Genomic DNA, 23,585 nt, shown 5'->3' on the forward strand with positions numbered 1-23,585 from the left:
CCCCGGGCTCTGTCGGATCAGCCCGCCACGGCGGCGGCGAGGATCAGGGCGGTGGCCAGCTTGGCTCCGACCAGCAGGGCGGCGGCCGAGATCTCGCCTTCATGGATCCGCTCGGGCAGGCCCTTGAGCACCATGTCGGTGACGCGGAACACCAGGAGCTGCACAGCGATCGTCGCCGCGCCCCAGATCATGATCTCGATCACCGAGGTCGAGGCGGTCAGCGAGATGGCCAGCGGAATGGCCAGGCCGACCATGACTCCGCCCAGCGACAGGGCCGCGGCCGAGTTGCCCTCGCGGATCAGGGTGATTTCCTTGTGCGGGGTCAGCAGGGCGTAGAGCGTGGTCCCCAGGATCAGCATCACCAGGGTAACGCCGGCGTGCAGCAGGGTGACCGGGAAGCCGGTGGCGAAGGCCTGGACCTCGGGCGACTGGAGCTGGGACGGCATGGACGCGGACTACCCTGCGGAGATGTTTGGCGACCTGACTAACACGGGTCGGCGAGTCTTGCGTAGGGGCGTCCGCGCCGGACGGCGTTCGCTCTATTTGTAAAAGCCTTCGCGCAGGTTCAGGCCGTGCTCGACGAAGACCTTCAGCGCGCAAAGCATGCCGGTCCAGCCCTCGCAATTGCCGAACGCCGCCTTCTCGCCCGCCGGGGTGTCGCTCCAGCCGGCCTCGTGGATCCGAACCAGGGTGCGGCCGTCGCCAGTGTCGGCGAAGGTCATGGTCACCTCGGTCTTATGCGTCGCGCCCGGCTCGGCCGAGCCCCAGCGCAGCACGATCTTCTCGTTCGCCACGACCTCGACCACCTCGACCGGAAAGGCGCCGGGGAAGTCGTGGAAGTCCCAGGTGACGGTGGCGCCGGTCTCAAGCCGCCCCTGGGCCCCGCCCGTGGTGAAGTAGCCGGACAGCCGCTTGGGATCGGCCACGGCTTCGAAGACCTCGGAGACCGGCTTGGCGATCCGGCCGCTGACGGTAAATTCGTGCGACATGGGACATCTCCTCACTTGCTGGCCGCGACCATGTGTTATAATCTTATAACATGTCAAGCGAGGACGAAGCGGACCTGATCTTCAAGGCCCTGGGCCACCGGGTCCGGCGCCATATCCTGGATCTGCTGAAGGCCGAGTCGCTGACCACGGGCATGGTGTGCGCGCGGTTTCCCGAGCTGGACCGCTGCACCGTGATGCAGCACCTGGGCGTGTTGGAAGAGGCTGGCCTGGTCGTGGCCGAACGGCGTGGCCGCGAGCGCTGGAACCACCTGGACGCCCTGCCCGTGCACGCGATCCACGAACGCTGGATCGGGCCCTACGCGGCCTATGCGGCGCGCATGCTCAGCCGGCTGAAGACGGCGGTGGAGGAACCCACACCACCGCTCAACCCCGCGAAAGCGGGGACCCAAGCCGAGTCAGCGGATTAGCCTGAGGCCGCGCCGTACCCTGAAAGTCCGCCTGGGGCCCCGCTTTCGCGGGGATGAGCGGATGGGGTGTTAAGCCGCCTCGTCCTCGTCGTCCTCGCTCAGCACGCCGGCCATCGCCGCCAGCGACAGCTTGCGCAGCGCCGAGGCGCGGACCTTCTCGCTCTCGCTCTTCAGCTGCCCACAGGCGGCCAGAATATCGCGCCCGCGCGGGGTGCGGATCGGCGAGGAGTAGCCGGCCTTGTTGAGGATCGCGGCGAAGGCCTCGATCGTCGACCAGTCCGAGCACTGATAGTCGCTGCCCGGCCACGGATTGAACGGGATCAGGTTGATCTTGGCCGGAATGCCCTTGATCAGCTTCACGAGCGCACGCGCCTCGTCGGGGCTGTCGTTGACGCCCTTCAGCATCACGTACTCGAAGGTCACACGGCGGGCGTTGCTGAGGCCCGGATAGGCGCGGATTCCGGCCATCAGCTCGGCGATCGGATACTTCTTGTTCAGCGGCACCAGGACGTCGCGCAGCGCGTCGTTGGTCGCGTGCAGGCTGATGGCCAGCATCGCCTGCGTGCTGTCGCCCAGCTTTTCCAGCATCGGCACGACGCCCGAGGTCGAGACCGTGATCCGGCGACGCGAGATGCCGATGCCCTCGTTGTCGCTGATGATCTCGATGGCGTCGGCCACCTGGCCCAGATTGTACAGCGGCTCGCCCATGCCCATGAACACGATGTTCGAGAGCACGCGGTCTTCCTTGTCCGACGGCCATTCGGCCAGGTCGTCCTTGGCCACCTGCACCTGGGCGACGATCTCGGCCGCGGTCAGGTTGCGGACCAGCGGCTGGGTCCCGGTGTGGCAGAAGCTGCAATTCAGGGTGCAGCCGACCTGGCTGGAGACGCACAGGGCGCCCGCGCGGCCGACGCCGGGGATGTAGACGCTCTCGACCTCGATGCCCGGGGCCATGCGGATCAACCACTTGCGGGTGCCGTCCTTGGACACCTGGCGCTCGACGATCTCCGGCCGGGCGATGGTGAAGGTCTCGGCGAGGCGGGCGCGCGTCTCCTTGGCGACGTCGCTCATATTGGCGAAGTCGGTGACGCCGCGATGGTGCATCCAGCGGAAGATCTGGGTGGCCCGCATCTTGGCCTTGCCGTGCTCGACCACGCCGCTCTCGACCAGGGCCGCGACCAGCTGCGGGCGCGTCAGGCCCGAGAGGTTGATCATCGGCTTAGTGACGGGTTGGGCGGGCGCGGCGTCGGTGGAGACGCGCGACAGGTCGAGGGTGACGCTCAAGGGGGTGTCCGGCTCTTCGGGGTCGAGGCGGACATATAGCAGGTCCGGGCCGGTTTTCCAAAAGGACCGGCGGCCGCAGCTGCCTACACCTTGCGGAAGCGGCTTCCCTGGCTGGCCATTAGGGCCAGGGCCCAGTCGTCGGGCACGACCTTGGCGATGGCGGCGATGGCCTTGTTCGGGGCGCCGGGCACGCAGATCGAGCGGTTGGCCTCGGCGGCCTCGTAGCCGGCGGCGGCGACCTCGTCGGCGCCCAGCCACAGCCACTCGGGCACGCCCTGGCTGACCTGGGCGCGGGTGCCGTTGACGTCGTGGAATTCCGAATAGGTGAAGCCGGGGCACAGGGCGCTGACGTGGACGCCGGTCGAGAGGTTCTCCAGGTGCAGGCTTTGGGAGAACTTGACCAGGAAGCCCTTGGTCGCCGCGTACAGGGTGTGGCCGGCCGCGCCGGGGACCAGGCCCGCCAGCGAGGCGACGTTGACGATGCGGCCGAAGCGGCGCTCGACCATGCCCGGCAGGACCTTGTGGGTCATCTCGCAGACGCTGGTGAGCATCACCTGCAGGAACATCGCCTGGTCGGCCCAGCTGGTGGACGCATAGGTCCCCGGCAGGCCGTAGCCAGCGTTGTTGACCAAGGCGTCGACCACGCGGCCCTGCTCGGCCAGCGCGGCCAGCACCGTGTCGGTCCCGGCGGGATCGGAGAGGTCGGCGGGGATGGCGTAGGCCTCGACGCCCGAACGCAGCGTGATCTCGGCGGCCAAGCCCTCCAGGCGGTCGGCCCGGCGCGCGGTCAGGGCCACGTCGTAGCCGTGGCTGGCATAAATGCGGGCGGAGGCGGCCCCGATGCCGGCGGAAGCGCCAGTGATCAGGGCGAGGCGGCGGGCCATGCTCGGGTGATCCGGTGAAAGACGAAACTTCGCCGGAGACCAGCACGGCCCGCGCTTCGGTTCAAGAAGCCCTCGAAATCCCTCGCGAGGAAGGGGGCGGAAGGGGCGCGCCAGGTACGGAACGCGCGCCCCCTCCGGGCCGCGGCTGGGAGGGAGACCGCCGCGACCTTGGGGACCTTAAAACCCTAGGCGGCCTTGCCGAGGTCGGCCGCCGCGCTGGCGCCGACCGCCCAGCGGACGGCGGCCTTGGCGACGCGCTCGCCCAGCAGGCGGGCGGTCTCGCGGTCGCCGGCGGGCGGGGTGATCTCGGGCGAGGCGTTGTCCGACTGGGCGGCCAGGCCCAGGAAGGCGCCGACGCGGTTCAGGCTGTCCGGGCCACGCTCGGCTGCGGTGACGGCCGGGGCCGGGACGCCGAGGCTGACCCAGTTCATGCCGTGCTGGGCGGCCAGGATCGCCAGGCTGTTCAGCGCATGCAGCTTGTCGCCGGCGAAGCTGTGCGAGTTGGTGAAGCCGGCGGCCAGCTTGTCCTTCCACGCACCGGTGAACCAGGCGGACGCGGTCGCGTCGGCGAACACTTTGAACACGCCCGAGACGTCGCCCATGTAGGTCGGCGCGCCGAAGATCACGGCGTCGGCCTTAGTGATCTCCTCGATGAGCGGCGCGAAATCCTGAGCGGCGTTTTCGATCTTCAGCAGCACCGGGGTCTGGCCGGCGTCACGGACGCCTTCGGCGACCTTCTGGGCCAGGACTTCGGTGTGGCCGTAACCGGAGTGATAGGGGATGGCGACGGTAGTCATTGGAATTCCCTCGAATTCGAAACTGAAACGGTAGCGATTACGTAATGCGCCCAGACGGTGCCGCCAGAGGATCAGCAACAACAGGTGGTGCAATTTTTCTGAAGGTGGGTTTCAGCGCCGCTCAAGGCCCGCGCCTCACCGAACGGCGAAATATACCGGCACAGCTTGCGACAACGTTGTCATTCCTTTATCTGAAAGGAAATTCCGCAATGCATCTATTGATCCGACGCGCCCTCTCCCGGCGCGGCGTATACATCCTTTCGCCCCCCAATTCTTTCGTCCCTCTGTGTGTGTGAGGCGCCGATGACCACAGATTCTCCGAAGATCCACCCGGGTCTCGTCCTCCTGGCCCTGGCCCTCGGCGGCTTCGCGATCGGCACGACCGAGTTCGCGTCGATGAGCCTGCTGCCCTACTTCGCCAAGGACCTGGGGGTGGACGCCCCGACGGCCGGCCATGCGATCAGCGCCTATGCGATGGGCGTGGTGGTCGGGGCGCCGGTGATCGCCGTGGCCGCCGCGCGCCTGCCGCGCCGGGTGATCCTGACGGTGCTGATGGCGGTGTTCGCGGTCGGTAACCTGCTCTCGGCGCTGGCGCCCAACTTCGGCTGGATGATCGCCTTCCGCTTCTTCTCGGGCTTGCCGCACGGCGCCTATTTCGGGGTCGCGGCCCTGGTCGCCGCCAGCGTCTCGCCGCCGGACAAGCGAGCCCGGTCGGTGGCCATGGTGATGATCGGCCTGACCATCGCCACCATCATCGGCGTGCCCATGGCCAACGTCGTGGGCCAGTGGATCGGCTGGCGCTGGGGCTTCGTGATCGTCGCGGCGCTGGCGTCCCTCACCGCCCTGTCGGTCTGGCTGTACGCACCGCGCGTCCCGGCCGACGCCAAGGCCAGCCCGCTGCGCGAGCTGTCGGCCCTGGCCAAGGGCCGGGTGTGGCTGACCCTGGCGATCGGCGCGATCGGCTTTGGCGGCATGTTCTGCGTCTACACCTATCTGGCCGACACCATGCTGGCCGTCACCCACGCCTCGCCCGCCGCCCTGCCGGTCGTGCTGGCGGTGTTTGGCGCCGGGATGACCGTCGGCACCCTGGTCTGCGCCTGGGCCGCCGACCGCGCCCTGATGCCGGCCATCGGCGCGATCCTGCTGTGGAGCGCCGGCGCGCTTGCCCTCTATCCGCTGGCCATCGGCAGCCTGTGGACGCTGATCCCGGTCGTCTTCCTGATCGGTTGCGGCGGCGGCCTGGGCGCGGTGCTGCAGACCCGGCTGATGGACGTGGCCGGCGAGGCCCAGACCCTGGCGGCGGCCCTGAACCACTCGGCGTTCAACACCGCCAACGCCCTGGGTCCCTGGCTGGGCGGCCTGGCCATCGCGGCCGGCTACGGCTGGGCCTCGACCGGTTGGGTCGGCGTCGCCCTGGCCCTGGGCGGCTTTATGATCTGGATCGTGGCGGCGCTGGACGCGCGTCAGCAGCGACAGCGGCTGACGCTGGCGGCGGCCGAGTAGCGAAAGCGGCTCAGCAGCCGCCGTCCACGGCCGCGTGCGCGCCGTTCAGCAGGTCGGCGACGGTGATCTGGGCCAGCCGGTCGGCCGCGGCGCGGTCGGCGGCGTGGATGGCCGAGCGCACCGCGTCGGGGATCTTCTCCCCCACCGGGCAGCCCTTCACGCCCTTGGGCGCGACGCCCAGGTGGGCGCAGCCATTCACCGCCCGCAGCACCAGGTCGAGCGTAATCGAATCGGCCGGCCTCAGCAGCCACGCCCCGCCGTTGGCGCCGGCGCGCGCGCCGATCAGCCCCGCCTTGCCCAGCATGGCGGTGACCCGGCGGACCACGACCGGATTGGTCGGGACCGAGGCGGCGAGTTCGGCGCTGGCGACGGCGCGGTCGGCGGAAAACGCCTCCTTGTGCGCCAGATAGGCCAGGGCGTGGGCCGCTACGGGAAATTTCTGACTGTCGGACATCTCTACCGGGAACGTAAGGTTGTCGGCCGCGCGTTCAACTGAAAACTGTTTCATCTTCGCAACGAGCCTGTCGGCGACGTCGGGGGATGATTGAACCGGCCGCGGATTGGGTGTATCGCGCCGCGCTTGATCGATATGGGTCGGCCGACAGCATTTTGCGAGGGCGGCCCGGAGGGATTGAATGGCTTCCGAAGCCTCCAGCGCCGCCGGCAACGACTGCGCGCCCGCGTCTTCCGATATTCCGCAGCAGGAGGGCGCCCCCTCCAACGGCAATGGCCAAGGCCACGGCGACGCGAAGGGTCATGGCTTCTTCGCCGTGGCTCTGGGTTCGATTGGCGTCGTTTTCGGCGATATCGGCACCAGCCCGCTATACGCCCTGCGCGAGGCCCTGGCCCATTCGCGCAGCACGACGGCGACCGAGCACGCGGTGCTGGGCGTGGTGTCGCTGGTCCTGTGGACCCTGACGCTGTTCGTGACGATCAAGTACGTCATCTTCTTCATGCGCGCCGACAACAAGGGCGAGGGCGGCACCCTGGCGCTCATGGCCCTGGCCCAGAAGGCCCTAGGCGGAACCGGCCGCAAGCGCTCGGTCGCGGTGTTCTTCCTCGGCGTGGTGGGCGCGGCCCTGTTCTACGGCGACGGGATCATCACCCCGGCCATCTCGGTGCTCTCGGCCGTCGAGGGCCTGAAGGACGCGCCGGGCGTGGGCCATGTCTTCACGCCCTACATCCTGCCGATCTCGGCCGGCATCCTGATCCTGCTGTTCGCCGTCCAGGCCAAGGGCACACACCGGATGGCCTCGCTGTTCGGTCCGTTCACCGCCGTCTGGTTCCTGATCCTGGGCGGCCTGGGCGCCTTCCACCTGGCCGACGACCTGTCGATCTTCCGCGCCTTCAATCCCTGGTACGGGATCCGCTTCCTGTTCGAGAACGGCTTCCTGGGCTTCGTGATCCTGGGCAGCGTGTTCCTGGTCGTCACCGGGGCCGAGGCGCTCTACGCCGACATGGGCCACTTCGGGAAGCGCCCGATCCAGGCCTCGTGGCTGTGCCTGGTGTTCCCCTGCCTGGCCCTAAACTATCTGGGTCAGGGCGCCCTGGTGCTGGACCATCCGGCCGCGCGCCACAATCCGTTCTGGGAGATGGTGCCCGGCTTCGCCTACTGGCCGGTGCTGCTGATGGCCACCGTCGCCACCGTCATCGCCAGCCAGGCGGTGATCACCGGCGCCTTCTCGATGACCCAGCAGGCCGTGCAGCTGGGCCTGCTGCCGCGCATCGAGATCAAGCGCACCTCCGAGACCCAGGCCGGCCAGATCTTCGTGCCGGCGGTGAACCAGTTGCTGCTGATCGGCGTGCTGGTGCTGCTGTTCGCCTTCCGCAGCTCGCACAAGCTGGCCAGCGCCTACGGCATCGCCGTGACCGGCGCGATGTTCGTCGACACCCTGCTGGCCTATGTGGTCATCCGCCGCGTGTGGAAGTGGAACCTGGGCCAGACCGCCCTGCTGCTGGTCCCGCTGGTCGCGCTGGACAGCGTGTTCATCGCCTCGAACATGCTGAAGATCCCCGACGGCGCCTGGCTGCCGCTGGTGTTCGGCGCGGTGCTGGTGCTGATCATGTGGACCTGGACGCGCGGGGCCAACATCCTGACCGCCAAGACCCGACGCGACAGCGTGCCCCTGGTCGACCTGATGGAGATCCTGCGCGCCCGCGCCCCGCACCGCGCGCCGGGCACGGCGATCTTCCTGACCTCCGACCCGGACATGACCCCGGTCGCCCTGATGCACAACCTCAAGCACAACAAGGTGCTGCACGAGCGCAACGTCATCCTGACCGTCCGCACCACCGAGACGCCGCGCGTCCGCGAGGAAGATCGGGTGACGATCGAGAAGGTCAACGACGACTTCAAGAAGGTTATCGTCAACTACGGCTTCATGGAGAGCCCGAACATCCCCAAGGCCCTGGCGGTGTGCCGCAAGCAGGGGCTGAAATTCGACATCATGGCCACCAGCTTCTTCCTGGGCAGGCGCTCGATCGTGCCGTCGGCCAACAGCGGCATGCCGCTGTGGCAGGACCGGCTGTTCATCTACCTGATGAAGAACGCGGCCAACCCGACGGACTTCTTCAAGATCCCGCCCGGCCGCGTCGTCGAACTGGGCGCCCAGGTCACCGTTTAAGAGCTACAGTCCCCGCCCATGGAAACGACCCTGCGCGTGCTGGGCGACGGTCTGTCGATCGCCGCCCTGGCCATCATCGCCGCCACCGCCCAAGGGGCCTGGAAACGGATCCCCAAGGGCGTGGCCGTGCCGATGCAATGGGGCTTCGACGGCAAGCCGACCTGGCGCGCGTCCAAGGCCTTGGGCCTGCTGACCATCCCGGTCCTGTCGATCATCGTGCTGCTGTCGTTCACCCTGACCCAGGCGACCTTCACCGACGATCCGATGCGGGCGATGATCATCTTCCTGGTCCGCGCCACCATCGCCGCCAGCCTGGCGCTGAGCCAGCTTTTCCACCTGCGGTTCGTCATCAGGACGTTGCAGGAAGAGGGTCAGCTTTAAACTTCTTGACCCGCGCGCCCTGATCCCGTTGAAGGCGCGCGACTTTGTGTTTCTCTCCGGAAGGACCCCTCATGGCCGACAAGTCCGTGAAGAAGGTCGTGCTCGCCTATTCGGGCGGCCTCGACACCTCGATCATCCTCAAGTGGCTGCAGACCGAGTACGGCGCCGAGGTCATCACCTTCACGGCCGACCTCGGCCAGGGCGAAGAGATCGAACCGGCGCGCGCCAAGGCGCTGGCCGCCGGCGTCAAGCCCGAGAACATCTTCATCGAGGACGTGCGCGAGGAGTTCGTCCGCGACTACGTGTTCCCGATGTTCCGCGCCAACACGGTCTATGAGGGCCAGTACCTGCTGGGCACCTCGATCGCGCGTCCGCTGATCGCCAAGAAGCAGATCGAGATCGCCCGCAAGATGGGCGCCGACGCCGTCAGCCACGGCGCGACCGGCAAGGGCAACGACCAGGTCCGCTTCGAGCTGGGCTACTACGGCCTCGAGCCCGACATCACCGTGATCGCCCCCTGGCGCGAGTGGGACTTCAAGTCCCGCGAGGCCCTGCTGGACTTCGCCGAGAAGCACCAGATCCAGATCACCAAGGACAAGCGCGGCGAGGCGCCGTTCAGCGTCGACGCCAACCTGCTGCACAGCAGCTCGGAAGGTAAGGTCCTGGAAGACCCGGCGGTCGAGGCCCCCGAGTTCGTCCACATGCGCACGATCGCGCCGGAAGACGCGCCCGACAAGCCGACCATCATCACCATCGACTTCGAGAAGGGCGACCCGGTCGCCATCGACGGCGTCGCCATGTCGCCCGCCACCCTGTTGACCAAGCTCAACGAACTGGGCCGCGACAACGGCGTCGGTCGCCTCGACCTTGTCGAGAACCGCTTCGTCGGCATGAAGTCGCGCGGCGTCTACGAGACCCCCGGCGGCACCATCCTGCTAGCCGCCCACCGTGGCATCGAGAGCATCACGCTGGACCGCGGCGCCATGCACCTGAAGGACGAGCTGATGCCGAAATACGCATCGCTGGTCTACAACGGCTTCTGGTTCTCGCCCGAGCGCGAGATGCTGCAGGCGGCCATCGACTACAGCCAGACCAAGGTCTCGGGCCAGGTCCGCGTGAAGCTGTACAAGGGCAATGTCACGGTCATCGGCCGCACCAGCCCCTACAGCCTGTACGACCAGGACCTGGTGACGTTCGAGGAAGGCAAGGTCGCCTACGACCACCGCGACGCCGGCGGCTTCATCAAGCTGAACGCCCTGCGCCTGCGGGTGCTCGCCAAGCGCGACAAGCGCGGCTAGGCGACGATCGAAACGTTCTGAATCACGCCGCGTCCGGTCTCGGACGCGGCGTTTTTCTTGTCGCTACTCGTCGCGCGCCGCACGCCGGGCGAGCTCCGAGCAATAGCGCCCGAAGTGCTCGGCCAAGGCCTTGCCTGGTCCTGGAAAGGTCGTCACGCGACCAGCGTACTCGATCGAGATCGTCGGGGTGCGGGTAAGCGAACTTAGATACCCATCGGGCATATCACCCTGCCCTCCAACGAAGCTGCGCTCTCGGATAGTCTCGACGCCTCGGTAGACGCGAAACACAGTGTCGACTGTCCGCACGCGAAGTTGCGTGGAATTGGCCGCTGGCGCGTAGAAGCGCGCTTGTACGCCGCCGGACTTCAACCCCGAACAGCTTAGGACGAGGTCCACGTTCGATCCGTCGGGGCGCGCGGGCCCACTGAGCAGCAGCCCGCCCGTCACCCCATGCGCAACGCTCCAGTGGTAAGCTTGGCCGCCTTTGACGAAGTCCTTGGGAAGCGGCGCGCGATCGGTGGCCATGGCGTGAACGGCCCAAGCAGCGCCAACGACAAGGCCGAGGCCAGCGGCGGTTTGCAAAGCAGTGACAAGGCGCATCGGCGTCTCCCAGGGCCGGGCCAGCCTAGCCACTCAACCAGGAAGCGCAAGTCTACACGCGATTGTACGGATACCTGTCGCGGATCATTCGCTGGAAGAACCAGCCCTTGGACGGGGCGCGGAAGAAGGCCTTGCCGACCCGTTCGGGCACGCCGACATAGACGTATTCGTCGCCGTCCTGGAACGTGACGAAGAGCTTGCCGTGCTCGGCCGAGTAGTCGATGTCTCGGATGGCGGTGGATTCCACATGCATGGCTTTACGAAGCCTCCGCAAAAGGATCGGTCAGTCCTAGGAGCGAACGAGCGCCGGTGGGGTTCCCCGGACGCGTTCGCGCGAACCGGCGAACACCCTCGTCCTATGGCCTTTCAAGGCCCGTGCAAACTCCGGACGAATACGGCTAGGGTTCCCCGCAAAGCGGCATGAAGTCCGCGGGAGGAACACGAAGATGCATCAGTCCCACGCGCTGGTGGCGATCGTCACCCTGGTGTCGCTGCTGGTCTATTTCTGGATGATCATGCGCATCCCCGGCGCCCGCCGCCGGACCGGCATCGACGCCCCGGCCATGACCGGCCATCCGGAGCTGGAGCGCCACCTTCGCATCCAGGCCAACACCGTCGAGTGGCTGGTCGTCTACCTGCCCTCGCTGTGGCTGTTCGCGATCTACTGGAACGACCTGGTGGCCGCCGCCCTGGGCGGAATCTGGATGATCGGCCGGATCATCTACGCCCTGGGCTACGCCGCCGATCCCAAGAAGCGCGAACTGGGCTTCATCATCCAGGGCCTGGCCACGGCGGTGCTGCTGTTCGGCGCCCTGGGGCGGGCGATCTACGTGCTGATCGTGATCGGCAACTAGGGGAAGCTTTGCTGGTTCTGGCGCGGCGGCCTATATCCGCGCCATGGACCACTTGCCCGTCGATCCCGCCCGCTACGGCGCCTTCCTGGTCGCCATGTTCGTCATGGCCATCACGCCAGGGCCGGCCAACCTGTTCGCCATCGCCACCGGCATGGAGCGCGGCAAGGGCGCGGCCCTGATCAGCGTGATCGGCATGAACACCGCCACCCTGGTCTGGTTCAGCGGCTCGGCCCTGGGCCTGGGCGCGCTGATCCTGGCCTTCCCCAAGGCGTTCCACGTCCTGGCCTATGCGGGCGCGGCCTATCTGGTCTGGCTGGGGCTCAAGTCGCTGTGGGCCGGGATCAAGAACCTCGAAAGTCACGCCTCGGCGACCGTCCGCGCCGGCCGCTCGGCCTTTCTCGACGGCTTCATGGTCCAGATCGCCAATCCGAAGATCCTGCTGTTCTTCTCCGGCGTGCTGCCGCCGTTCCTGGACATCAAAAGACCGCTGGCTCCGCAGCTGGTGATGTTCGCCTGCGCCACCATCGGCATGGACCTGATCAGCATGTCCAGCTACGGGCTGGGCGGGGCGGCCCTATCGACCCGCATGAACGAGCCCGGCTTCCGCCGTGGTTTCGCGATCCTGGTCGGCGTCCTGCTGATCACGGCCGCCGTGCTGATCGTGTCGCGGGGGTGAGCGCCTGACCGCGCGAGAGGGGGCCGCCGGTTTCGGCGATCGTGACGCGCCGACGAAAAGAGATTGCAGCCCGGAAGCAAACTGCGCCTTGGCGAAACCACAAAGCCCGGCCAGAGTTGACTCCAAACACCGAGGACTCCGCTTGAAGGAGCAAGTCATGTCCATGAAGAAGGTCGCCATCGCCGCGGCGCTGGCGATCACCGCCACCCTGTCGGCCTGCGCCACGCCAACGCCGTACCAGCCCAAGGTCACCTCGGGCTCGGTCACCGGCGGGTTCTCCGAGCAGAAGCTGGAAGGCGACCGCTACCGGATCAGCTTCGCCGGCAACAGCCTGACCTCGCGCGAGACCGTCGAGCGCTATCTGCTCTACCGGTCGGCCGAGCTGACCGTGCAGCAGGGCTACGACTGGTTCGAAACCGCCGACCACCGCACCGACCGCACCGCCCGCAGCTATGTCGAGCCCGATCCGTTCATGCGGCCGGGCTTCGGGTATGGCTATCCGTACGGCTACTGGCGCCCGTCCTGGCGCTATTTCGGCCCGGGCTATGGCTGGCGCAGCTGGGACCCCTTCTGGGGTGACCCCTTCTTCGCCGACCGCGCCCAGATTCGCACCATCGAGCGGTTCGAGGCCGGCGCCGAGATCGTGATGCACCGAGGCAAGAAGCCGGAAGGCGACCCGCGCGCCTACGACGCCCGCGAGATCATGGCCAACCTGGCCAGCACGATCCAGCGGCCCCAGCCGAAGTAGAGAAATAAGACTCCCTTCCCCTTGATGGGGAAGGGTCGGGGATAGGGTGATACGGCGGTTCAGCCGCCGACACCCTGCTCACCCCCAACCCAAGCCCTCCCCCATCAAGGGGGAGGGCTTTGCGTATCAGCGCGGCGCCATGCGGATGCCGCCGTCCAGGCGCACGTCCTCGCCGTTGAAGTAGCCGCAGGTGATCATGGTCACCGCCAGTTGGGCGTATTCCTCGGGATTGCCCAGGCGCTTGGGGAACGGCACGCTCGCGGCCAGACCCGCCTTCACCGCTTCGGGCGCGCCGTTCATCAGCGGGGTGTTGAAGATGCCCGGCAGGATGGTGTTGACCCGGATGCCCTCGCCCATCAGGTCGCGGGCGATCGGCAGGGTCATGCCCACCACGCCGCCCTTGGACGCCGAATAGGCCGCCTGGCCCATCTGACCATCCTCGGCGGCGACGCTGGCGGTGTTGACGATCGCGCCGCGCTCGCCGTCCTCCAGCGGCTCCAGGTCCAGCATGCCCTTGGCCGACTTGGCGATGCAGCGGAACGTGCCGACCAGATTGATCTGGATGATGCGGTCGAAGGCGTCGAGCGGGAAGTGCTTGGTCTCGCCGGTGGCCTTGTCGCGGCTGGCGGTCTTGGCGGCGTTGCCGGTGCCGGCGCAGTTGACCAGGATCCGCTCCTGGCCGTGGGCGGCGCGGGCCTTTTCGAAACCGGCGTCGACATCGGCGTCGCTGGTCACGTTGACTTTGCAGAACAGGCCGCCGATCTCGCGCGCGACCTCTTCGCCCCGGCCCTCGTTCATGTCGAAGATGGCGACCTTGACGCCCTGGGCGGCCAGGGCCCGGGCCGTGGCCTCGCCCAGGCCCGAAGCGCCCCCGGTGACGACAGCGGCGACGGTGTTGTCGAGTTTCATGGACGTTTCCCCTTGTCTTCGCGTTTTGTGCGTTCGCGTCTAGGATCGGATTTGCAGAGAGGTTTAGACCCATGAGCGGCGAGGCCAAACCGTCCCCCGACGTCAACGTCAACGAGGTGCTGGACCCGAAGAAGGCCCTGGCGCCCGTCACGGTCCGCGTCAACGAACAGCGGGTGCGCGAGGGCTTCCTGCCCAAGATCCGCAAGGTCGCCGCCAAGGTGCCGTTCGCCGCCGACGCCCTGTCGGTCTGGTGGGCCGCGCGCGATCCGGAGACCCCCATGGCGGCCAAGGGCATGATGCTGGCGGCCCTGGCCTATTTCGTCCTGCCGACCGATGCGATCCCCGACATCCTGCCCGCCATCGGCTTCACCGACGACGCGGCGGTGTTCGCGGCCTTGATGGCCATCCTGGGAAAGACCCTCAAGCCCCGCCACAAGGAAGCCGCCCAGGCCTTCCTGCAACGCCTCTCCGATGATGCTCCGGGCCGATGACGCCTGAGACGGTCCTGTGGGCGATCGCGGCCGGCAGCGCCCTCGCCTACGGCCTGCTTTTCGTCGAGCAATCGCCCTCGATCCTTCGCACCGTCGTCAAGACCTGCGCCGTCGCCGCCCTGGCCGTGCTGGCCTATCTGGACGGCGGATCGGTGTTGCTGGCCATCGCCCTCACCTTCTGCGCCCTGGGCGACGCCTTCCTGGCCCAGGACCCCAAGCGCTGGCTACCCCTGGGCCTGGCCGCCTTCCTGGTCGGGCATCTGGTCTACATTCCGCTGTTCCTGGAGCGCGAGGGCGCGCCGCCGATCTGGTTCTGGCCGGCCGCCGTCGGGATCGGGGCCATCGCCGGCCTGATGCTGCGGGCGCTGTGGGGGTCGCTGAGCAAGCTGCGGATCCCCGTGGCCGTCTACGTCCTGGCCATCGTCGGCATGGTCGTCACCAGCCTGCTTCTGCCCGCGCGCGCCTGGCCGACCACCGTCGGCGCCCTGGCCTTCATGGCCTCGGACGCCATCCTCTCGTTCGACCTGTTCAAGAACGCCAAGCTGCTTGGCTCGCCGCGCCTGACCGCGTGGGCGATCTGGTTCCTCTACTGGGGCGGCCAGGCCGGCATCACTCACGGCATGCTGAGCTGACATCCGGCCAGAGACGCCAAAGCTCTAGCCGACCCGGAAGCGCAGCACCGCGCCGTCCCACAGGGTGTCGTGGCGATCCTCCTCGACCAGGTCTCGCACGCCCGGATAGCTCGCGGCCGCGCGCCGCCAGAAGGCCAGGGCGCCGGCGTTGCGGCGGACCACCGCGGCCTCCCAGACGCCCCAGGCCGTGCCGAACAGGGCGTGGGCGGCGGCGAGGCCGACGCCGCGCCGGCGGTGCTTGCGGACGATGAAGAACTCGGCCACCGCCTGGTCGACCGGGGTCGGCGCGTGGGCCGTCTCGTTGACCAGGGCGAAGCCCACCGGCCGCCCCTTCATCCGGAACAGCCACGCCGCGCGCGTCGGGTCCGTCCAGTAGGCGGCGAGACCGGGATAGTCCGCGTAGCGGCCGTCCGGCTCCAATTCACCCTCGGCCTCGCGGTCGAACCACAGTTCGGAGAAGTCGTGGATGTAGAGCTGCATCAGGTTGGCGATGATCGCCGCCTCGTCGGAAAGGGCGCGGCTGACCACGAGGCCGTCGGTCGACATCGAAAACTCTCCGTGTGCGACAGGTTGTCGCGGACGAACTTGCGCTTAAGTTGGTCGGATGATCGAAGCCCTGCTCAGCAAAATGATCAAGACCGGCGACCTGACGGCGCATCTGCCCGGCGGTCGCGTCGTCAAGGCGGGGGACGGAACCGGACCGCCGGTGACCATCCGGGTCAACAGCCGGGGCCTGCGCCGCCTGGCCAATCCCAGCCTGGGCCTGGGCGAAGGCTATATGGAAGAGGACATCGTCTTCGAACAGGGGACGATCGACCAGCTGCTGACCATCGTCGGCGAGAGCGGCGGCCGCAAGCCCAAGCGCGGCTCGGCCCTGACCCGGTTCCGCAAGGCGCTGAAGCGGCGCGTCCAGCAGGTCAACGACCGCGTGGCCTCGCGCCGCAACGTCGCCCACCACTACGACCTGTCGAACGACCTCTACCGCCGGTTCCTCGATACCGACATGCAGTACAGCTGCGCCTATTTCGAGCGTCCGGACATGACGCTGGAAGAGGCCCAGGCCGCCAAGAAGGCCCTGATCGGCCGCAAGCTGCTGATCCAGCCAGGCATGAAAACCCTGGACATCGGCTCGGGCTGGGGCGGGCTGTCGATGACCCTGGCCAAGGACTTCGGGGCCCAGATGACGGGCGTGACCCTGTCGACCGAGCAGCTGGCGCTGGCCAAGGAACGGGCCGAGAAGGCGGGCCTCTCGGACAAGACCGATTTCCGCCTAACCGACTATCGCGACCTCGACGAGAAATTCGAGCGCATCGTCTCGGTCGGCATGCTGGAGCATGTCGGCGCGCCGAATTTCCGGACCTATTTCGAGACCATCGCCAAGCTGCTGGACGAGGACGGCGTCGCCCTGGTCCATTCGATCGGCAAGATGCACGGCCCCGGCGCGACCAACGCCTTCACCCAGAAGTACATCTTCCCCGGCGGCTACATTCCGGGCCTGTCCGAGATCGTCGCGGCGATCGAGCACGCCGGCCTGTGGATCACCGACATCGAGATCCTGCGCCTGCACTACGCCGAGACCTGCCGCATCTGGCGCGAGCGGTTCATGGCCGATCCGGACATCCCCCAGATGTTCGACGGCCGTTTCCGGCGGATGTGGGAGTTCTACCTGGCCGGCGCCGAACTGGGCTTCCGCCACGGCGGTCACATGGTCTTCCAGATCCAGCTGGCCAAGAAGCGCGACGCCACGCCGCTGACGCGGGACTATCTGCTGGGAAGCCGATAGAACGCCGCTGGTCACGCCGCGCCCTTCGGGCGCCTATAGGCGGGCCCGCGGGACCAAGCCAAGAGAGATCGCATGATGCGCCAATGCCTGTTCCTTTTGACGGCGATGACGGCCTTATGGACGGCGGCGCCGAGCACGGGCATCGCCGCGGAGCCGGCGGCCGTCTGGCGTCGCCACGAGACCGCCGAGGACCGCGCGGCGATCGAGGCGGTGATCGAGCGGTTCCGCCTCGCGGTCATCGCCAAGGACGGCGCGGCCATCTCCAAGCTGCTGCTCAATTCCCGCATCGTCTTCAACGAGATCGACGACCAGGCCGCGATCGACAAGGGGCGCGGCCTGGACGTGCATTTCGATGGACTGGGCGGGCCGGGCTTTCCGGCCTTCTCGCGGTATCTGGCCGGTGAAAAGGCCCAGATCGAGGAGCGTTTCAGCAACGTCGTCGTGGTGCAGGACGGGCCGCTGGCCCTGGTCACGTTCGACTATCAGTTCCTCTCCGACGGAAAGGTCGACAACCGCGGCGTCGAGCATTGGATGCTGCGCAAGACCGACGGGCAGTGGCGGATCTTCAGCGTGGTTTGGACCGCCACCTGAGCCGCGCGCGCGGGTTCAAGCGGGTTTTGTTCTTCACGCCGGTTGATGAGACGCCCGCGCGAGGGCTATAGGCGCCGCCTGACTGTCCTAAGGAGCCGCCATGGCCCCGTTCCGCGCCGCCGACCTCCTGCGCCGCAAGCCCGTGGCGCAGGTCGAAGGCGAGCATCCGCCCGAACACCTGCCGCGCACGATCGGCTTGTTCCAGCTGACCATGCTGGGCGTCGGCGCCACGATCGGCACCGGCATCTTCGTGGCCCTGACCACGGCCGTGCCCGCCGCCGGTCCAGCGGTGATCCTCGCGTTCGTTCTGGCTGGGATCACGGCGGCCCTGACGGCCCTGTGCTACGCCGAGCTGGCCTCGACCATCCCCGTGTCGGGCTCGTCCTACTCGTACGCCTACGCCACCCTGGGCGAGTTCGTCGCCTTCATCGTCGGCGCGTGCCTCCTGCTGGAATACGCCGTCTCGGCCTCGGCCATCGCGGTGGGCTGGGGCCAGTACCTGAACGAGATGCTGGTCGACCTGGTCGGCTGGAAGATGCCCGACGCCATCGCCAAGGCCCCCGGCGCGGGTGGTGTCTTCAACCTGCCGGCCGTGGTGCTGGTCGGATCCTGCATGATCCTGCTGCTGCGCGGGGTGAAGGAGTCGACCACGATCAACGCCGTCCTGGTGGTGCTGAAGCTGCTGATCCTGGCCTTCTTCGTGATCGTCGCCTTCAGCGGCTTCCAAGCCCGCAACCTGACGCCGTTCATGCCGATGGGGCTGGCGGGCGTCGGGACCGCCGCCGGATCCATTTTCTTCTCCTATATCGGCATCGACGCGGTCTCGACGGCCGGCGAGGAGGTCAAGGATCCGCACCGCACCCTGCCGCTGGGCATCGTGCTGTCCTTGCTGATCGTCACCGCCATCTACATCCTGGTGGCCCTGGCCGCCGTCGGGGCCCAGCCCTGGACCGCCTTCGCCGGCCAGGAGGCGGGCCTGGCGGTGATCCTGCGCAACCTGACGGGACAGGCCTGGACCTCGCTGGTGCTGTGCGTCGGCGCGATCGTCTCGATCTTCTCGATCACCTTGGTCGTCATGTACGGCCAGACGCGGATCCTCTATGCCATGAGCCGCGATGGCCTGCTGCCCAAGCTGTTCCAGCGCCTGGACCCCAGGACCCGCAGCCCCGACCTCAACACCTATGTCGTGGCGGCCTTCATCGCCGTGCTGGCGGCCTTCGTGCCGCTGGACGTGCTGATGAACCTGACCAGCATGGGCACCCTGATCGCCTTCGCCATCGTCTCGCTGGGCGTGATCATCCTGCGCCGGATCCAGCCGGACCTGCCGCGCGGCTACAAGGTCCCGCTATACCCGGTCCTGCCGGTCGCCAGCGTGGCCTTCTGCGCCTATCTGGTCTGGAAGCTGCCGGCGGACACCTGGCTGCTGTTCGCGGTGTGGGTGGCCGGCGCCTGCGCGATCTATTTCGGCTATTCGCGCAAGCACTCGCGGCTGAACGGCTGAGCCAATCCTCCCCCAGCGGGGGAGCAACCGTGTTGTGTTCACGCGAGTGTCCAGTCGGCTTGGTCGCGGATCATGGCGTTTAGCGTGACGAGAAGGCGTCGCATGCAGGCTGTGATAGCCACCTTGGGTGGCTTTCCGTTGGCGACCAGATGTTGATAGGTGGCTTTGGTTCGTGACGAGCCACGCAGGCAGGCGATGACAGCCAGGTAGAGCAGTTGCCTGGGTCTGGAGCGTCCGCCAGAGCACACGGCGCGCCCCTGCCATTGGCCGCTTTTTCTGATGAATGGGGCGAGCCCGGCCAGCTTTGCGACGGCCTTGCTGGTGACCGCGCCCAGTTCGGGCATGTGGGCGATGAGCTCGGCGGCGACGAGGGGACCCACGCCCGGCGCGGTCTGCAGTCTGCGCCATGTCGGCGCGAGCGCCTGGCTGGCTCGGACCAGAGCGATGGCGGCGCGTTCCTGGGCTTTCATCGTGAGCCGGGCCTGGGCGGCCAGGGCGGCGAGCGCTTGGCGAGCGTCGCCCTGCGGCAGCGCCTGAGCCTGGGCCTCAAGCGCCTGGGCGGCCTCCTGGGCGGCTCGGCGCGCGCTCAAGCTCGCCCTGAGTTCATTCCGTTCGGGATCGCGCCGAACCGGCCGCCCGCCGGTCTGGGACAGGAACCGCCGGATCATGCCGACGTCGATCCGATCGGTCTTGGCCGGCGCGCCCAGCGCCTTGGCCAGCGCCCGCACCCGCGCCGGGTCACACCAACGCACGTCTATCCCGGCCTCCAGCAGAGCTTCGATCAGGCCATGCTCATAGCCGCCAGAGGGTTCAAGCCCCACCACGACCGGCCGCCCAAGCCTCTCGATCCAGCCGATCAGCTTGCGCCAACCCTTGGGCTCATTGCGGACCGACCAGGTCCGATCAACCGCCGGTTCGCCGATCTCCAACGTCGCCTTCGACACGTCCACGGCCACATAGGCCGGCTCTTGTGGCATCATCTTCCAGCCCATCCTCGTAGGTTCGGGCTCTGGGCCCAGGCAACCGTTCGGGTTCAGAAGGACGCACGTCGGACCCAAGCTCCCCCACGGGTTCCAACCAAGGTGGCGACGGCCTCGATCGTGCGGCGGCCGGCCGATCGCGTGATCAGCGCCTCGGCCGGCCGCTCCTCAACGCTAGCTCATCTCAATCACACGAGGTGGCGCGCAGCGCCGGAGGGGGAAGTTCTGGCTGACCTGCCGCCGAGACTTCCCTCTCCGTCGGCTACGCCGACACCTCTCCCCTGGGGAGAGGATTTTCCTCACTCCACCGTCACCGACTTGGCCAGGTTGCGGGGCTGGTCGACGTCCGCGCCCTTCACGACGGCGACGTGGTAGGCCAGCAGCTGGATCGGGGCCGACATCACCAGGGTCGAGACCAGCGGGTCCGAGGCCGGGGCGGTGACCACCACCTTCGCGCCGGCCGGGGCGTGCTTCACGCCCTCGGTGTCGGTGATGAAGATCACCTGGCCGCCACGCGCCATCACCTCGCTCATGTTCGAGGCCGACTTCTCGAAATAGCTGTCGTGCGGAGCCAGGATGACGATCGGGGTCTTGTCGTCGACCAAGGCGATCGGGCCGTGCTTCAGCTCGCCGGCGGCGTAGCCCTCGGCGTGGATGTAGCTGATCTCCTTCAGCTTCAGCGCCCCTTCCAGAGCCAGGGCCGACATCGGGCCGCGACCCAGATAGAGCACGTCCCGCGCCTTGGCGATGTCGGCGGCGATGTCCTTGATGGCGTCCTCCAGGCCGATGGCCTCGGCGATCAGGCGCGGAGCCTCCAGCAGCACCTTGACCAGGCGTTGCTCCTCGGCGGCGTCGATCGTCCCGCGCGCCTTGGCGGCGGCGACGGCCAGGGCGATCATCACGCTGACCTGGGCGGTGAAGGCCTTGGTCGAGGCCACGCCGATCTCGGGGCCGCAGTGAATCGGCCAGACCACGTCGACCTCGCGGGCCATGGTCGATTCCTGGGCGTTGACCACCACCGCGCTCTTCATGCCCTTGGCCTTGCAATAGCGCAGGGCCGCCAGGGTGTCGGCGGTCTCGCCCGACTGCGACATGGCGATGACCAGGGCGTCCTTGCGGATGGCAGGCTGGCGGTAGCGGAACTCCGAGGCGATCTCGACGTCGACCGGCAGGTCGGCCAGCTGCTCGATCAGGTACTTGCCAACGACGCCGGCGATGTACGAGGTGCCGCAGGCCACGATCTGGATGCGCTCCAGCTTGGCGAAGTCGATGTCGCCGGGGACCGAGGCCCGGGCGTTCAGGGTGTCGACATAGGCCGCGATCGTGCGCTGGCAGCCTTCCGGCTGATCATGGATCTCCTTCTCCATGAAGTGGCGGTAGTTGCCCTTCTCCAGCATCACCGCCGAGGTCGGGACCACCCGCACGGGCCGCTCGACCGGCGCGCCCGAGGCGTCGAAGATCCGGTGGCTGTCATGGTCGAGGGCCACGTAGTCGCCCTCCTCCAGATAGATCACCCGGTTGGTGAAGGGGCCGACCGCCAGGGCGTCGGAGCCCAGGAACATCTCGCCCTGGCCCTCGCCGACCACCAGCGGGCTGCCGCGGCGCGCGCCCAGGATCAGGTCGCTCTCGCCCTCGATCAGCACGGCCAGGGCGTAGGCGCCGGTCAGGCGGTCCAGCGTGGCCTTGAAGGCCTCCAGCGGGGCCAGGCCCTTGGCCAGCTCGGCGTCGATCAGGTGCGCGATCACCTCGGTGTCGGTGTCGCTGGAGAACGTGCGGCCGGCGGCGGCCAGTTCGGCCTTCAGCTCGGCGAAGTTCTCGATGATGCCGTTGTGCACCAGGGTGACCCGGCCCGCCGTATGTGGGTGGGCGTTCTGGACGTTCGGCGCGCCGTGGGTGGCCCAGCGGGTGTGGCCGATGCCGACCGTGGCGTTCAGCGGTTCTTCGCCGACCACCGCCTCGAGGGCCTTGATCTTGCCCTTGGCCCGACGGCGCTCGACCTTACCGCCGACGACGCCCGCGATACCCGCCGAGTCGTAGCCGCGATACTCAAGCCGCTTGAGGCTCTCGATCAGACGATTGGCGACGGGCTCTCTTCCGACGATGCCGATAATGCCGCACATGGGCCATGATCCCTTGTAGAACGCGTCGACAGGACTATCCCTATCCACGCGAGGATTTCGAGAGCGGCCTTTAGCACCAGCTAAACATCGCCTCCCGTAAATCTGCATTTCGGATCGTTTCGCGTCCGAAACTTGGCCTTGAAGAGACGACAAAGCGACCATGAGCAAGCGCGCCTATTTCGGCACCGACGGCATCCGGGGCCAGGCCAACAAGCATCCGATGACGGCCGAGGTGGCCCTGCGCGTCGGCCTGGCCGCCGGCAAGCTGTTCCGCTCGCAGGACGACCGCCGTCACCTGGTGGTGATCGGCAAGGACACCCGCCTGTCGGGCTACATGATCGAGCCCGCCCTGGTCGCCGGCTTCACCAGCGTCGGCATGGACGTGCGACTTTTTGGCCCACTCCCCACGCCCGCCGTGGCGATGATGACCCGCTCGATGCGCGCCGACCTGGGCGTGATGATCAGCGCCAGCCACAACGACTTCGCCGACAACGGCATCAAGCTGTTCGGCCCCGACGGCTACAAGCTGTCGGACGAGCAGGAGCTGAAGATCGAGGCCCTGATGGACGAGGGCCTGCAGGAAGGCCTGGCCTCTCCCCGCGAACTGGGCCGCGTCAAGCGGATCGACGACGCCCAGGCCCGCTATGTCGAGATCGTCAAGGCGACCTTCCCGCGCCACCGCAACCTGTCGGGCCTGCGCATCGTCATCGATTGCGCCCACGGCGCCGCCTATAAGGTCGCGCCGACCGCCCTCTATGAGCTGGGGGCCGAGGTCATCGCCCTGGGCGTCGATCCGGACGGCACCAACATCAACGAGGAGTGCGGCTCGACCCATCCCGAGGCCATGGCCAAGATGGTCCGCGAGTACCGCGCCGACATCGGCATCGCCCTGGACGGCGACGCCGACCGCCTGGTGATCTGCGACGAGAAGGGCGTGGTCGTCGACGGCGACCAGATCATGGCCATCATCGCCGGGTCCCTGGCCAAGGCCGGAACGCTGAAGGGCGGCGGCGTGGTGGCCACCGTCATGTCGAACCTGGGCCTGGAGCGCCAGCTCAATAGCCTGGGCCTCACGCTCGAGCGCACGGCCGTGGGCGATCGCTACGTCATGCAGCGCATGCGCGAGGGCGGCTTCAACGTCGGCGGCGAGCAATCGGGCCACCTGATCCTGTCGGACTTCTCGACCACCGGCGACGGCCTGATCGCCGCCCTGCAGGTGCTGGCCGTGATGATCGAGACCGGCCGGCCGATGAGCGCCCTGGGCCGTCAGTTCGAGCCAGTGCCGCAGCTTCTGGAAAACGTCCGCTTCGCCGGCGGCAAGCCGCTGGAAGCCAAGACCGTCAAGGAAGCCATCGCCGACGGCGAGAGCCAGCTGAACGGCGCCGGCCGCATCGTGGTGCGCGCCTCGGGCACCGAGCCCTTGATCCGCATCATGGCCGAGGGCGACGACCCGGCCCTGGTCAAGAAGGTGGTGAAGTCGATCGTCTCGGCGGTGAAGGCGGTCTGATTTCC

At 67.8% G+C, this 23,585-nt stretch carries 26 protein-coding genes; 14 read left to right on the top strand and 12 right to left on the bottom strand.

From position 1 onward, the window contains the following. Positions 1–17: 17 nt before the first annotated feature. Both MZV50_RS25170 and MZV50_RS25175 read right to left on the bottom strand, forming a co-directional pair. Positions 18–446: a DUF350 domain-containing protein gene (locus MZV50_RS25170; RefSeq protein ID WP_252632070.1), complete on the bottom strand. Its 429-nt coding sequence runs from the start codon at positions 444–446 to the stop codon at positions 18–20. A gap of 93 nt (positions 447–539) precedes the next feature. After that, complete coding sequence (locus MZV50_RS25175) at positions 540–989, bottom strand: SRPBCC domain-containing protein (protein ID WP_252632071.1); 450 nt, start codon at positions 987–989, stop codon at positions 540–542. A gap of 50 nt (positions 990–1,039) precedes the next feature. Here MZV50_RS25175 and MZV50_RS25180 point away from each other — a divergent pair, with 50 nt between their 5' ends. After that, entirely contained in the window at positions 1,040–1,417 is a 378-nt protein-coding gene (locus MZV50_RS25180; RefSeq protein WP_252632072.1) for an ArsR/SmtB family transcription factor, read from the top strand. Between the two features lie 69 nt (positions 1,418–1,486). Here the strand turns inward: MZV50_RS25180 and rlmN are convergent, their stop codons facing one another. The 3 genes from rlmN to MZV50_RS25195 form a co-directional block, all read right to left on the bottom strand. After that, entirely contained in the window at positions 1,487–2,701 is a 1,215-nt protein-coding gene (gene rlmN, locus MZV50_RS25185; RefSeq protein ID WP_252632073.1) for a 23S rRNA (adenine(2503)-C(2))-methyltransferase RlmN, read from the bottom strand. A gap of 83 nt (positions 2,702–2,784) precedes the next feature. Then, on the bottom strand, positions 2,785–3,585 hold the full coding sequence (locus MZV50_RS25190; RefSeq protein ID WP_252632074.1) for an SDR family NAD(P)-dependent oxidoreductase: 801 nt from the start codon (positions 3,583–3,585) through the stop codon (positions 2,785–2,787). 185 nt (positions 3,586–3,770) lie between these two features. Next, the gene (locus tag MZV50_RS25195) at positions 3,771–4,382 is read right to left on the bottom strand and encodes a flavodoxin family protein (RefSeq protein ID WP_252632075.1); all 612 of its coding nucleotides are present in this window, start codon (positions 4,380–4,382) and stop codon (positions 3,771–3,773) included. A 303-nt stretch (positions 4,383–4,685) separates the two neighbouring features. On the opposite strand from MZV50_RS25195, the gene MZV50_RS25200 reads away from it, so the two are divergent. Next, positions 4,686–5,885, top strand: a complete 1,200-nt coding sequence (locus MZV50_RS25200) for an MFS transporter (protein WP_252632076.1) — start codon at positions 4,686–4,688, stop codon at positions 5,883–5,885. A 10-nt stretch (positions 5,886–5,895) separates the two neighbouring features. Here the strand turns inward: MZV50_RS25200 and MZV50_RS25205 are convergent, their stop codons facing one another. Further along, a complete protein-coding gene (locus tag MZV50_RS25205; protein ID WP_252632077.1) occupies positions 5,896–6,339 on the bottom strand; it encodes an Rrf2 family transcriptional regulator in 444 nt (147 codons plus the stop codon). 181 nt (positions 6,340–6,520) lie between these two features. Between MZV50_RS25205 and MZV50_RS25210 the strand changes: the two genes are divergently transcribed. The 3 genes from MZV50_RS25210 to MZV50_RS25220 all read left to right on the top strand — a co-directional run bounded on the left by MZV50_RS25210 (position 6,521) and on the right by MZV50_RS25220 (position 10,188). Continuing rightward, positions 6,521–8,509, top strand: coding sequence for a potassium transporter Kup (locus MZV50_RS25210; RefSeq protein ID WP_252632078.1), 1,989 nt, complete (start codon positions 6,521–6,523; stop codon positions 8,507–8,509). A gap of 18 nt (positions 8,510–8,527) precedes the next feature. Beyond that, positions 8,528–8,890 carry a hypothetical protein gene (locus MZV50_RS25215; RefSeq protein WP_252632079.1) on the top strand — a complete coding sequence of 121 codons (363 nt, stop codon included), beginning with the start codon at positions 8,528–8,530 and terminating at the stop codon, positions 8,888–8,890. Positions 8,891–8,961: 71 nt separating this feature from the next. Next, the gene (locus MZV50_RS25220) at positions 8,962–10,188 is read left to right on the top strand and encodes an argininosuccinate synthase (protein WP_252632080.1); all 1,227 of its coding nucleotides are present in this window, start codon (positions 8,962–8,964) and stop codon (positions 10,186–10,188) included. Positions 10,189–10,251: 63 nt separating this feature from the next. Here the strand turns inward: MZV50_RS25220 and MZV50_RS25225 are convergent, their stop codons facing one another. After that, positions 10,252–10,788 carry a hypothetical protein gene (locus MZV50_RS25225; protein WP_252632081.1) on the bottom strand — a complete coding sequence of 179 codons (537 nt, stop codon included), beginning with the start codon at positions 10,786–10,788 and terminating at the stop codon, positions 10,252–10,254. A 52-nt stretch (positions 10,789–10,840) separates the two neighbouring features. Further along, positions 10,841–11,041 (bottom strand): KTSC domain-containing protein, encoded by a 201-nt coding sequence (locus MZV50_RS25230; RefSeq protein ID WP_252632082.1) that lies wholly within the window; start codon positions 11,039–11,041, stop codon positions 10,841–10,843. 193 nt (positions 11,042–11,234) lie between these two features. Here MZV50_RS25230 and MZV50_RS25235 point away from each other — a divergent pair, with 193 nt between their 5' ends. The 3 genes from MZV50_RS25235 to MZV50_RS25245 all read left to right on the top strand — a co-directional run bounded on the left by MZV50_RS25235 (position 11,235) and on the right by MZV50_RS25245 (position 13,066). Then, positions 11,235–11,642 carry an MAPEG family protein gene (locus MZV50_RS25235; protein WP_252632083.1) on the top strand — a complete coding sequence of 136 codons (408 nt, stop codon included), beginning with the start codon at positions 11,235–11,237 and terminating at the stop codon, positions 11,640–11,642. A 43-nt stretch (positions 11,643–11,685) separates the two neighbouring features. Next, positions 11,686–12,318, top strand: coding sequence for a LysE family translocator (locus MZV50_RS25240; RefSeq protein ID WP_252632084.1), 633 nt, complete (start codon positions 11,686–11,688; stop codon positions 12,316–12,318). 157 nt (positions 12,319–12,475) lie between these two features. Further along, positions 12,476–13,066 carry a CC0125/CC1285 family lipoprotein gene (locus MZV50_RS25245; RefSeq protein WP_252632085.1) on the top strand — a complete coding sequence of 197 codons (591 nt, stop codon included), beginning with the start codon at positions 12,476–12,478 and terminating at the stop codon, positions 13,064–13,066. Between the two features lie 126 nt (positions 13,067–13,192). On the opposite strand, the gene MZV50_RS25250 is transcribed toward MZV50_RS25245, so the two are convergent. Continuing rightward, positions 13,193–13,975, bottom strand: coding sequence for an SDR family NAD(P)-dependent oxidoreductase (locus tag MZV50_RS25250; protein WP_252632086.1), 783 nt, complete (start codon positions 13,973–13,975; stop codon positions 13,193–13,195). A 71-nt stretch (positions 13,976–14,046) separates the two neighbouring features. Here MZV50_RS25250 and MZV50_RS25255 point away from each other — a divergent pair, with 71 nt between their 5' ends. Together MZV50_RS25255 and MZV50_RS25260 are read left to right on the top strand one after the other, a co-directional pair. Continuing rightward, positions 14,047–14,466 (top strand): YkvA family protein, encoded by a 420-nt coding sequence (locus MZV50_RS25255; protein WP_252632087.1) that lies wholly within the window; start codon positions 14,047–14,049, stop codon positions 14,464–14,466. Continuing rightward, positions 14,463–15,098, top strand: a complete 636-nt coding sequence (locus MZV50_RS25260; RefSeq protein WP_252632088.1) for a lysoplasmalogenase — start codon at positions 14,463–14,465, stop codon at positions 15,096–15,098. The genes MZV50_RS25255 and MZV50_RS25260 overlap by 4 nt, the downstream gene beginning before the upstream one ends. Positions 15,099–15,122: 24 nt before the next feature. Here the strand turns inward: MZV50_RS25260 and MZV50_RS25265 are convergent, their stop codons facing one another. Beyond that, entirely contained in the window at positions 15,123–15,644 is a 522-nt protein-coding gene (locus MZV50_RS25265; RefSeq protein ID WP_252632089.1) for a GNAT family N-acetyltransferase, read from the bottom strand. Positions 15,645–15,702: 58 nt separating this feature from the next. Here MZV50_RS25265 and MZV50_RS25270 point away from each other — a divergent pair, with 58 nt between their 5' ends. The 3 genes from MZV50_RS25270 (at position 15,703) to MZV50_RS25280 (ending at position 18,973) form a co-directional block, all read left to right on the top strand. Next, on the top strand, positions 15,703–16,881 hold the full coding sequence (locus MZV50_RS25270) for an SAM-dependent methyltransferase (protein WP_252632090.1): 1,179 nt from the start codon (positions 15,703–15,705) through the stop codon (positions 16,879–16,881). Between the two features lie 72 nt (positions 16,882–16,953). After that, positions 16,954–17,472, top strand: coding sequence for a nuclear transport factor 2 family protein (locus tag MZV50_RS25275; protein WP_252632091.1), 519 nt, complete (start codon positions 16,954–16,956; stop codon positions 17,470–17,472). Between the two features lie 100 nt (positions 17,473–17,572). Continuing rightward, positions 17,573–18,973: an amino acid permease gene (locus MZV50_RS25280; RefSeq protein WP_252632092.1), complete on the top strand. Its 1,401-nt coding sequence runs from the start codon at positions 17,573–17,575 to the stop codon at positions 18,971–18,973. A 38-nt stretch (positions 18,974–19,011) separates the two neighbouring features. Here the strand turns inward: MZV50_RS25280 and MZV50_RS25285 are convergent, their stop codons facing one another. Both MZV50_RS25285 and glmS read right to left on the bottom strand, forming a co-directional pair. Continuing rightward, on the bottom strand, positions 19,012–19,965 hold the full coding sequence (locus tag MZV50_RS25285; RefSeq protein WP_252632093.1) for an IS110 family transposase: 954 nt from the start codon (positions 19,963–19,965) through the stop codon (positions 19,012–19,014). Positions 19,966–20,252: 287 nt separating this feature from the next. After that, positions 20,253–22,073, bottom strand: coding sequence for a glutamine--fructose-6-phosphate transaminase (isomerizing) (glmS, locus tag MZV50_RS25290; RefSeq protein WP_252632094.1), 1,821 nt, complete (start codon positions 22,071–22,073; stop codon positions 20,253–20,255). 160 nt (positions 22,074–22,233) lie between these two features. Here glmS and glmM point away from each other — a divergent pair, with 160 nt between their 5' ends. Beyond that, positions 22,234–23,580 carry a phosphoglucosamine mutase gene (glmM, locus tag MZV50_RS25295; RefSeq protein ID WP_252632095.1) on the top strand — a complete coding sequence of 449 codons (1,347 nt, stop codon included), beginning with the start codon at positions 22,234–22,236 and terminating at the stop codon, positions 23,578–23,580. Positions 23,581–23,585: the final 5 nt, after the last annotated feature.

This window comes from Caulobacter segnis, from assembly GCF_023935105.1.
Taxonomy (GTDB): domain Bacteria; phylum Pseudomonadota; class Alphaproteobacteria; order Caulobacterales; family Caulobacteraceae; genus Caulobacter; species Caulobacter segnis_B.

Bases quoted from the DNA above. Each gene is read 5' to 3' on its own strand.
- MZV50_RS25200 (WP_252632076.1), top strand. From the start codon at position 4,686: ATGACCACAGATTCTCCGAAGATCCACCCGGGTCTCGTCCTCCTGGCC.
- MZV50_RS25180 (WP_252632072.1), top strand. From the start codon at position 1,040: ATGTCAAGCGAGGACGAAGCGGACCTGATCTTCAAGGCCCTGGGCCAC.
- MZV50_RS25235 (WP_252632083.1), top strand. From the start codon at position 11,235: ATGCATCAGTCCCACGCGCTGGTGGCGATCGTCACCCTGGTGTCGCTG.
- MZV50_RS25195 (WP_252632075.1), bottom strand. From the start codon at position 4,382: ATGACTACCGTCGCCATCCCCTATCACTCCGGTTACGGCCACACCGAA.
- MZV50_RS25215 (WP_252632079.1), top strand. From the start codon at position 8,528: ATGGAAACGACCCTGCGCGTGCTGGGCGACGGTCTGTCGATCGCCGCC.
- MZV50_RS25280 (WP_252632092.1), top strand. From the start codon at position 17,573: ATGGCCCCGTTCCGCGCCGCCGACCTCCTGCGCCGCAAGCCCGTGGCG.
- MZV50_RS25270 (WP_252632090.1), top strand. From the start codon at position 15,703: ATGATCGAAGCCCTGCTCAGCAAAATGATCAAGACCGGCGACCTGACG.
- MZV50_RS25240 (WP_252632084.1), top strand. From the start codon at position 11,686: ATGGACCACTTGCCCGTCGATCCCGCCCGCTACGGCGCCTTCCTGGTC.
- MZV50_RS25210 (WP_252632078.1), top strand. From the start codon at position 6,521: ATGGCTTCCGAAGCCTCCAGCGCCGCCGGCAACGACTGCGCGCCCGCG.
- MZV50_RS25265 (WP_252632089.1), bottom strand. From the start codon at position 15,644: ATGTCGACCGACGGCCTCGTGGTCAGCCGCGCCCTTTCCGACGAGGCG.
- MZV50_RS25225 (WP_252632081.1), bottom strand. From the start codon at position 10,788: ATGCGCCTTGTCACTGCTTTGCAAACCGCCGCTGGCCTCGGCCTTGTC.
- MZV50_RS25220 (WP_252632080.1), top strand. From the start codon at position 8,962: ATGGCCGACAAGTCCGTGAAGAAGGTCGTGCTCGCCTATTCGGGCGGC.
- MZV50_RS25205 (WP_252632077.1), bottom strand. From the start codon at position 6,339: ATGTCCGACAGTCAGAAATTTCCCGTAGCGGCCCACGCCCTGGCCTAT.
- MZV50_RS25170 (WP_252632070.1), bottom strand. From the start codon at position 446: ATGCCGTCCCAGCTCCAGTCGCCCGAGGTCCAGGCCTTCGCCACCGGC.
- MZV50_RS25250 (WP_252632086.1), bottom strand. From the start codon at position 13,975: ATGAAACTCGACAACACCGTCGCCGCTGTCGTCACCGGGGGCGCTTCG.
- MZV50_RS25190 (WP_252632074.1), bottom strand. From the start codon at position 3,585: ATGGCCCGCCGCCTCGCCCTGATCACTGGCGCTTCCGCCGGCATCGGG.
- MZV50_RS25230 (WP_252632082.1), bottom strand. From the start codon at position 11,041: ATGCATGTGGAATCCACCGCCATCCGAGACATCGACTACTCGGCCGAG.
- MZV50_RS25275 (WP_252632091.1), top strand. From the start codon at position 16,954: ATGATGCGCCAATGCCTGTTCCTTTTGACGGCGATGACGGCCTTATGG.
- glmM (WP_252632095.1), top strand. From the start codon at position 22,234: ATGAGCAAGCGCGCCTATTTCGGCACCGACGGCATCCGGGGCCAGGCC.
- MZV50_RS25260 (WP_252632088.1), top strand. From the start codon at position 14,463: ATGACGCCTGAGACGGTCCTGTGGGCGATCGCGGCCGGCAGCGCCCTC.
- glmS (WP_252632094.1), bottom strand. From the start codon at position 22,073: ATGTGCGGCATTATCGGCATCGTCGGAAGAGAGCCCGTCGCCAATCGT.
- MZV50_RS25255 (WP_252632087.1), top strand. From the start codon at position 14,047: ATGAGCGGCGAGGCCAAACCGTCCCCCGACGTCAACGTCAACGAGGTG.
- MZV50_RS25175 (WP_252632071.1), bottom strand. From the start codon at position 989: ATGTCGCACGAATTTACCGTCAGCGGCCGGATCGCCAAGCCGGTCTCC.
- MZV50_RS25245 (WP_252632085.1), top strand. From the start codon at position 12,476: ATGTCCATGAAGAAGGTCGCCATCGCCGCGGCGCTGGCGATCACCGCC.
- MZV50_RS25285 (WP_252632093.1), bottom strand. From the start codon at position 19,965: ATGGGCTGGAAGATGATGCCACAAGAGCCGGCCTATGTGGCCGTGGAC.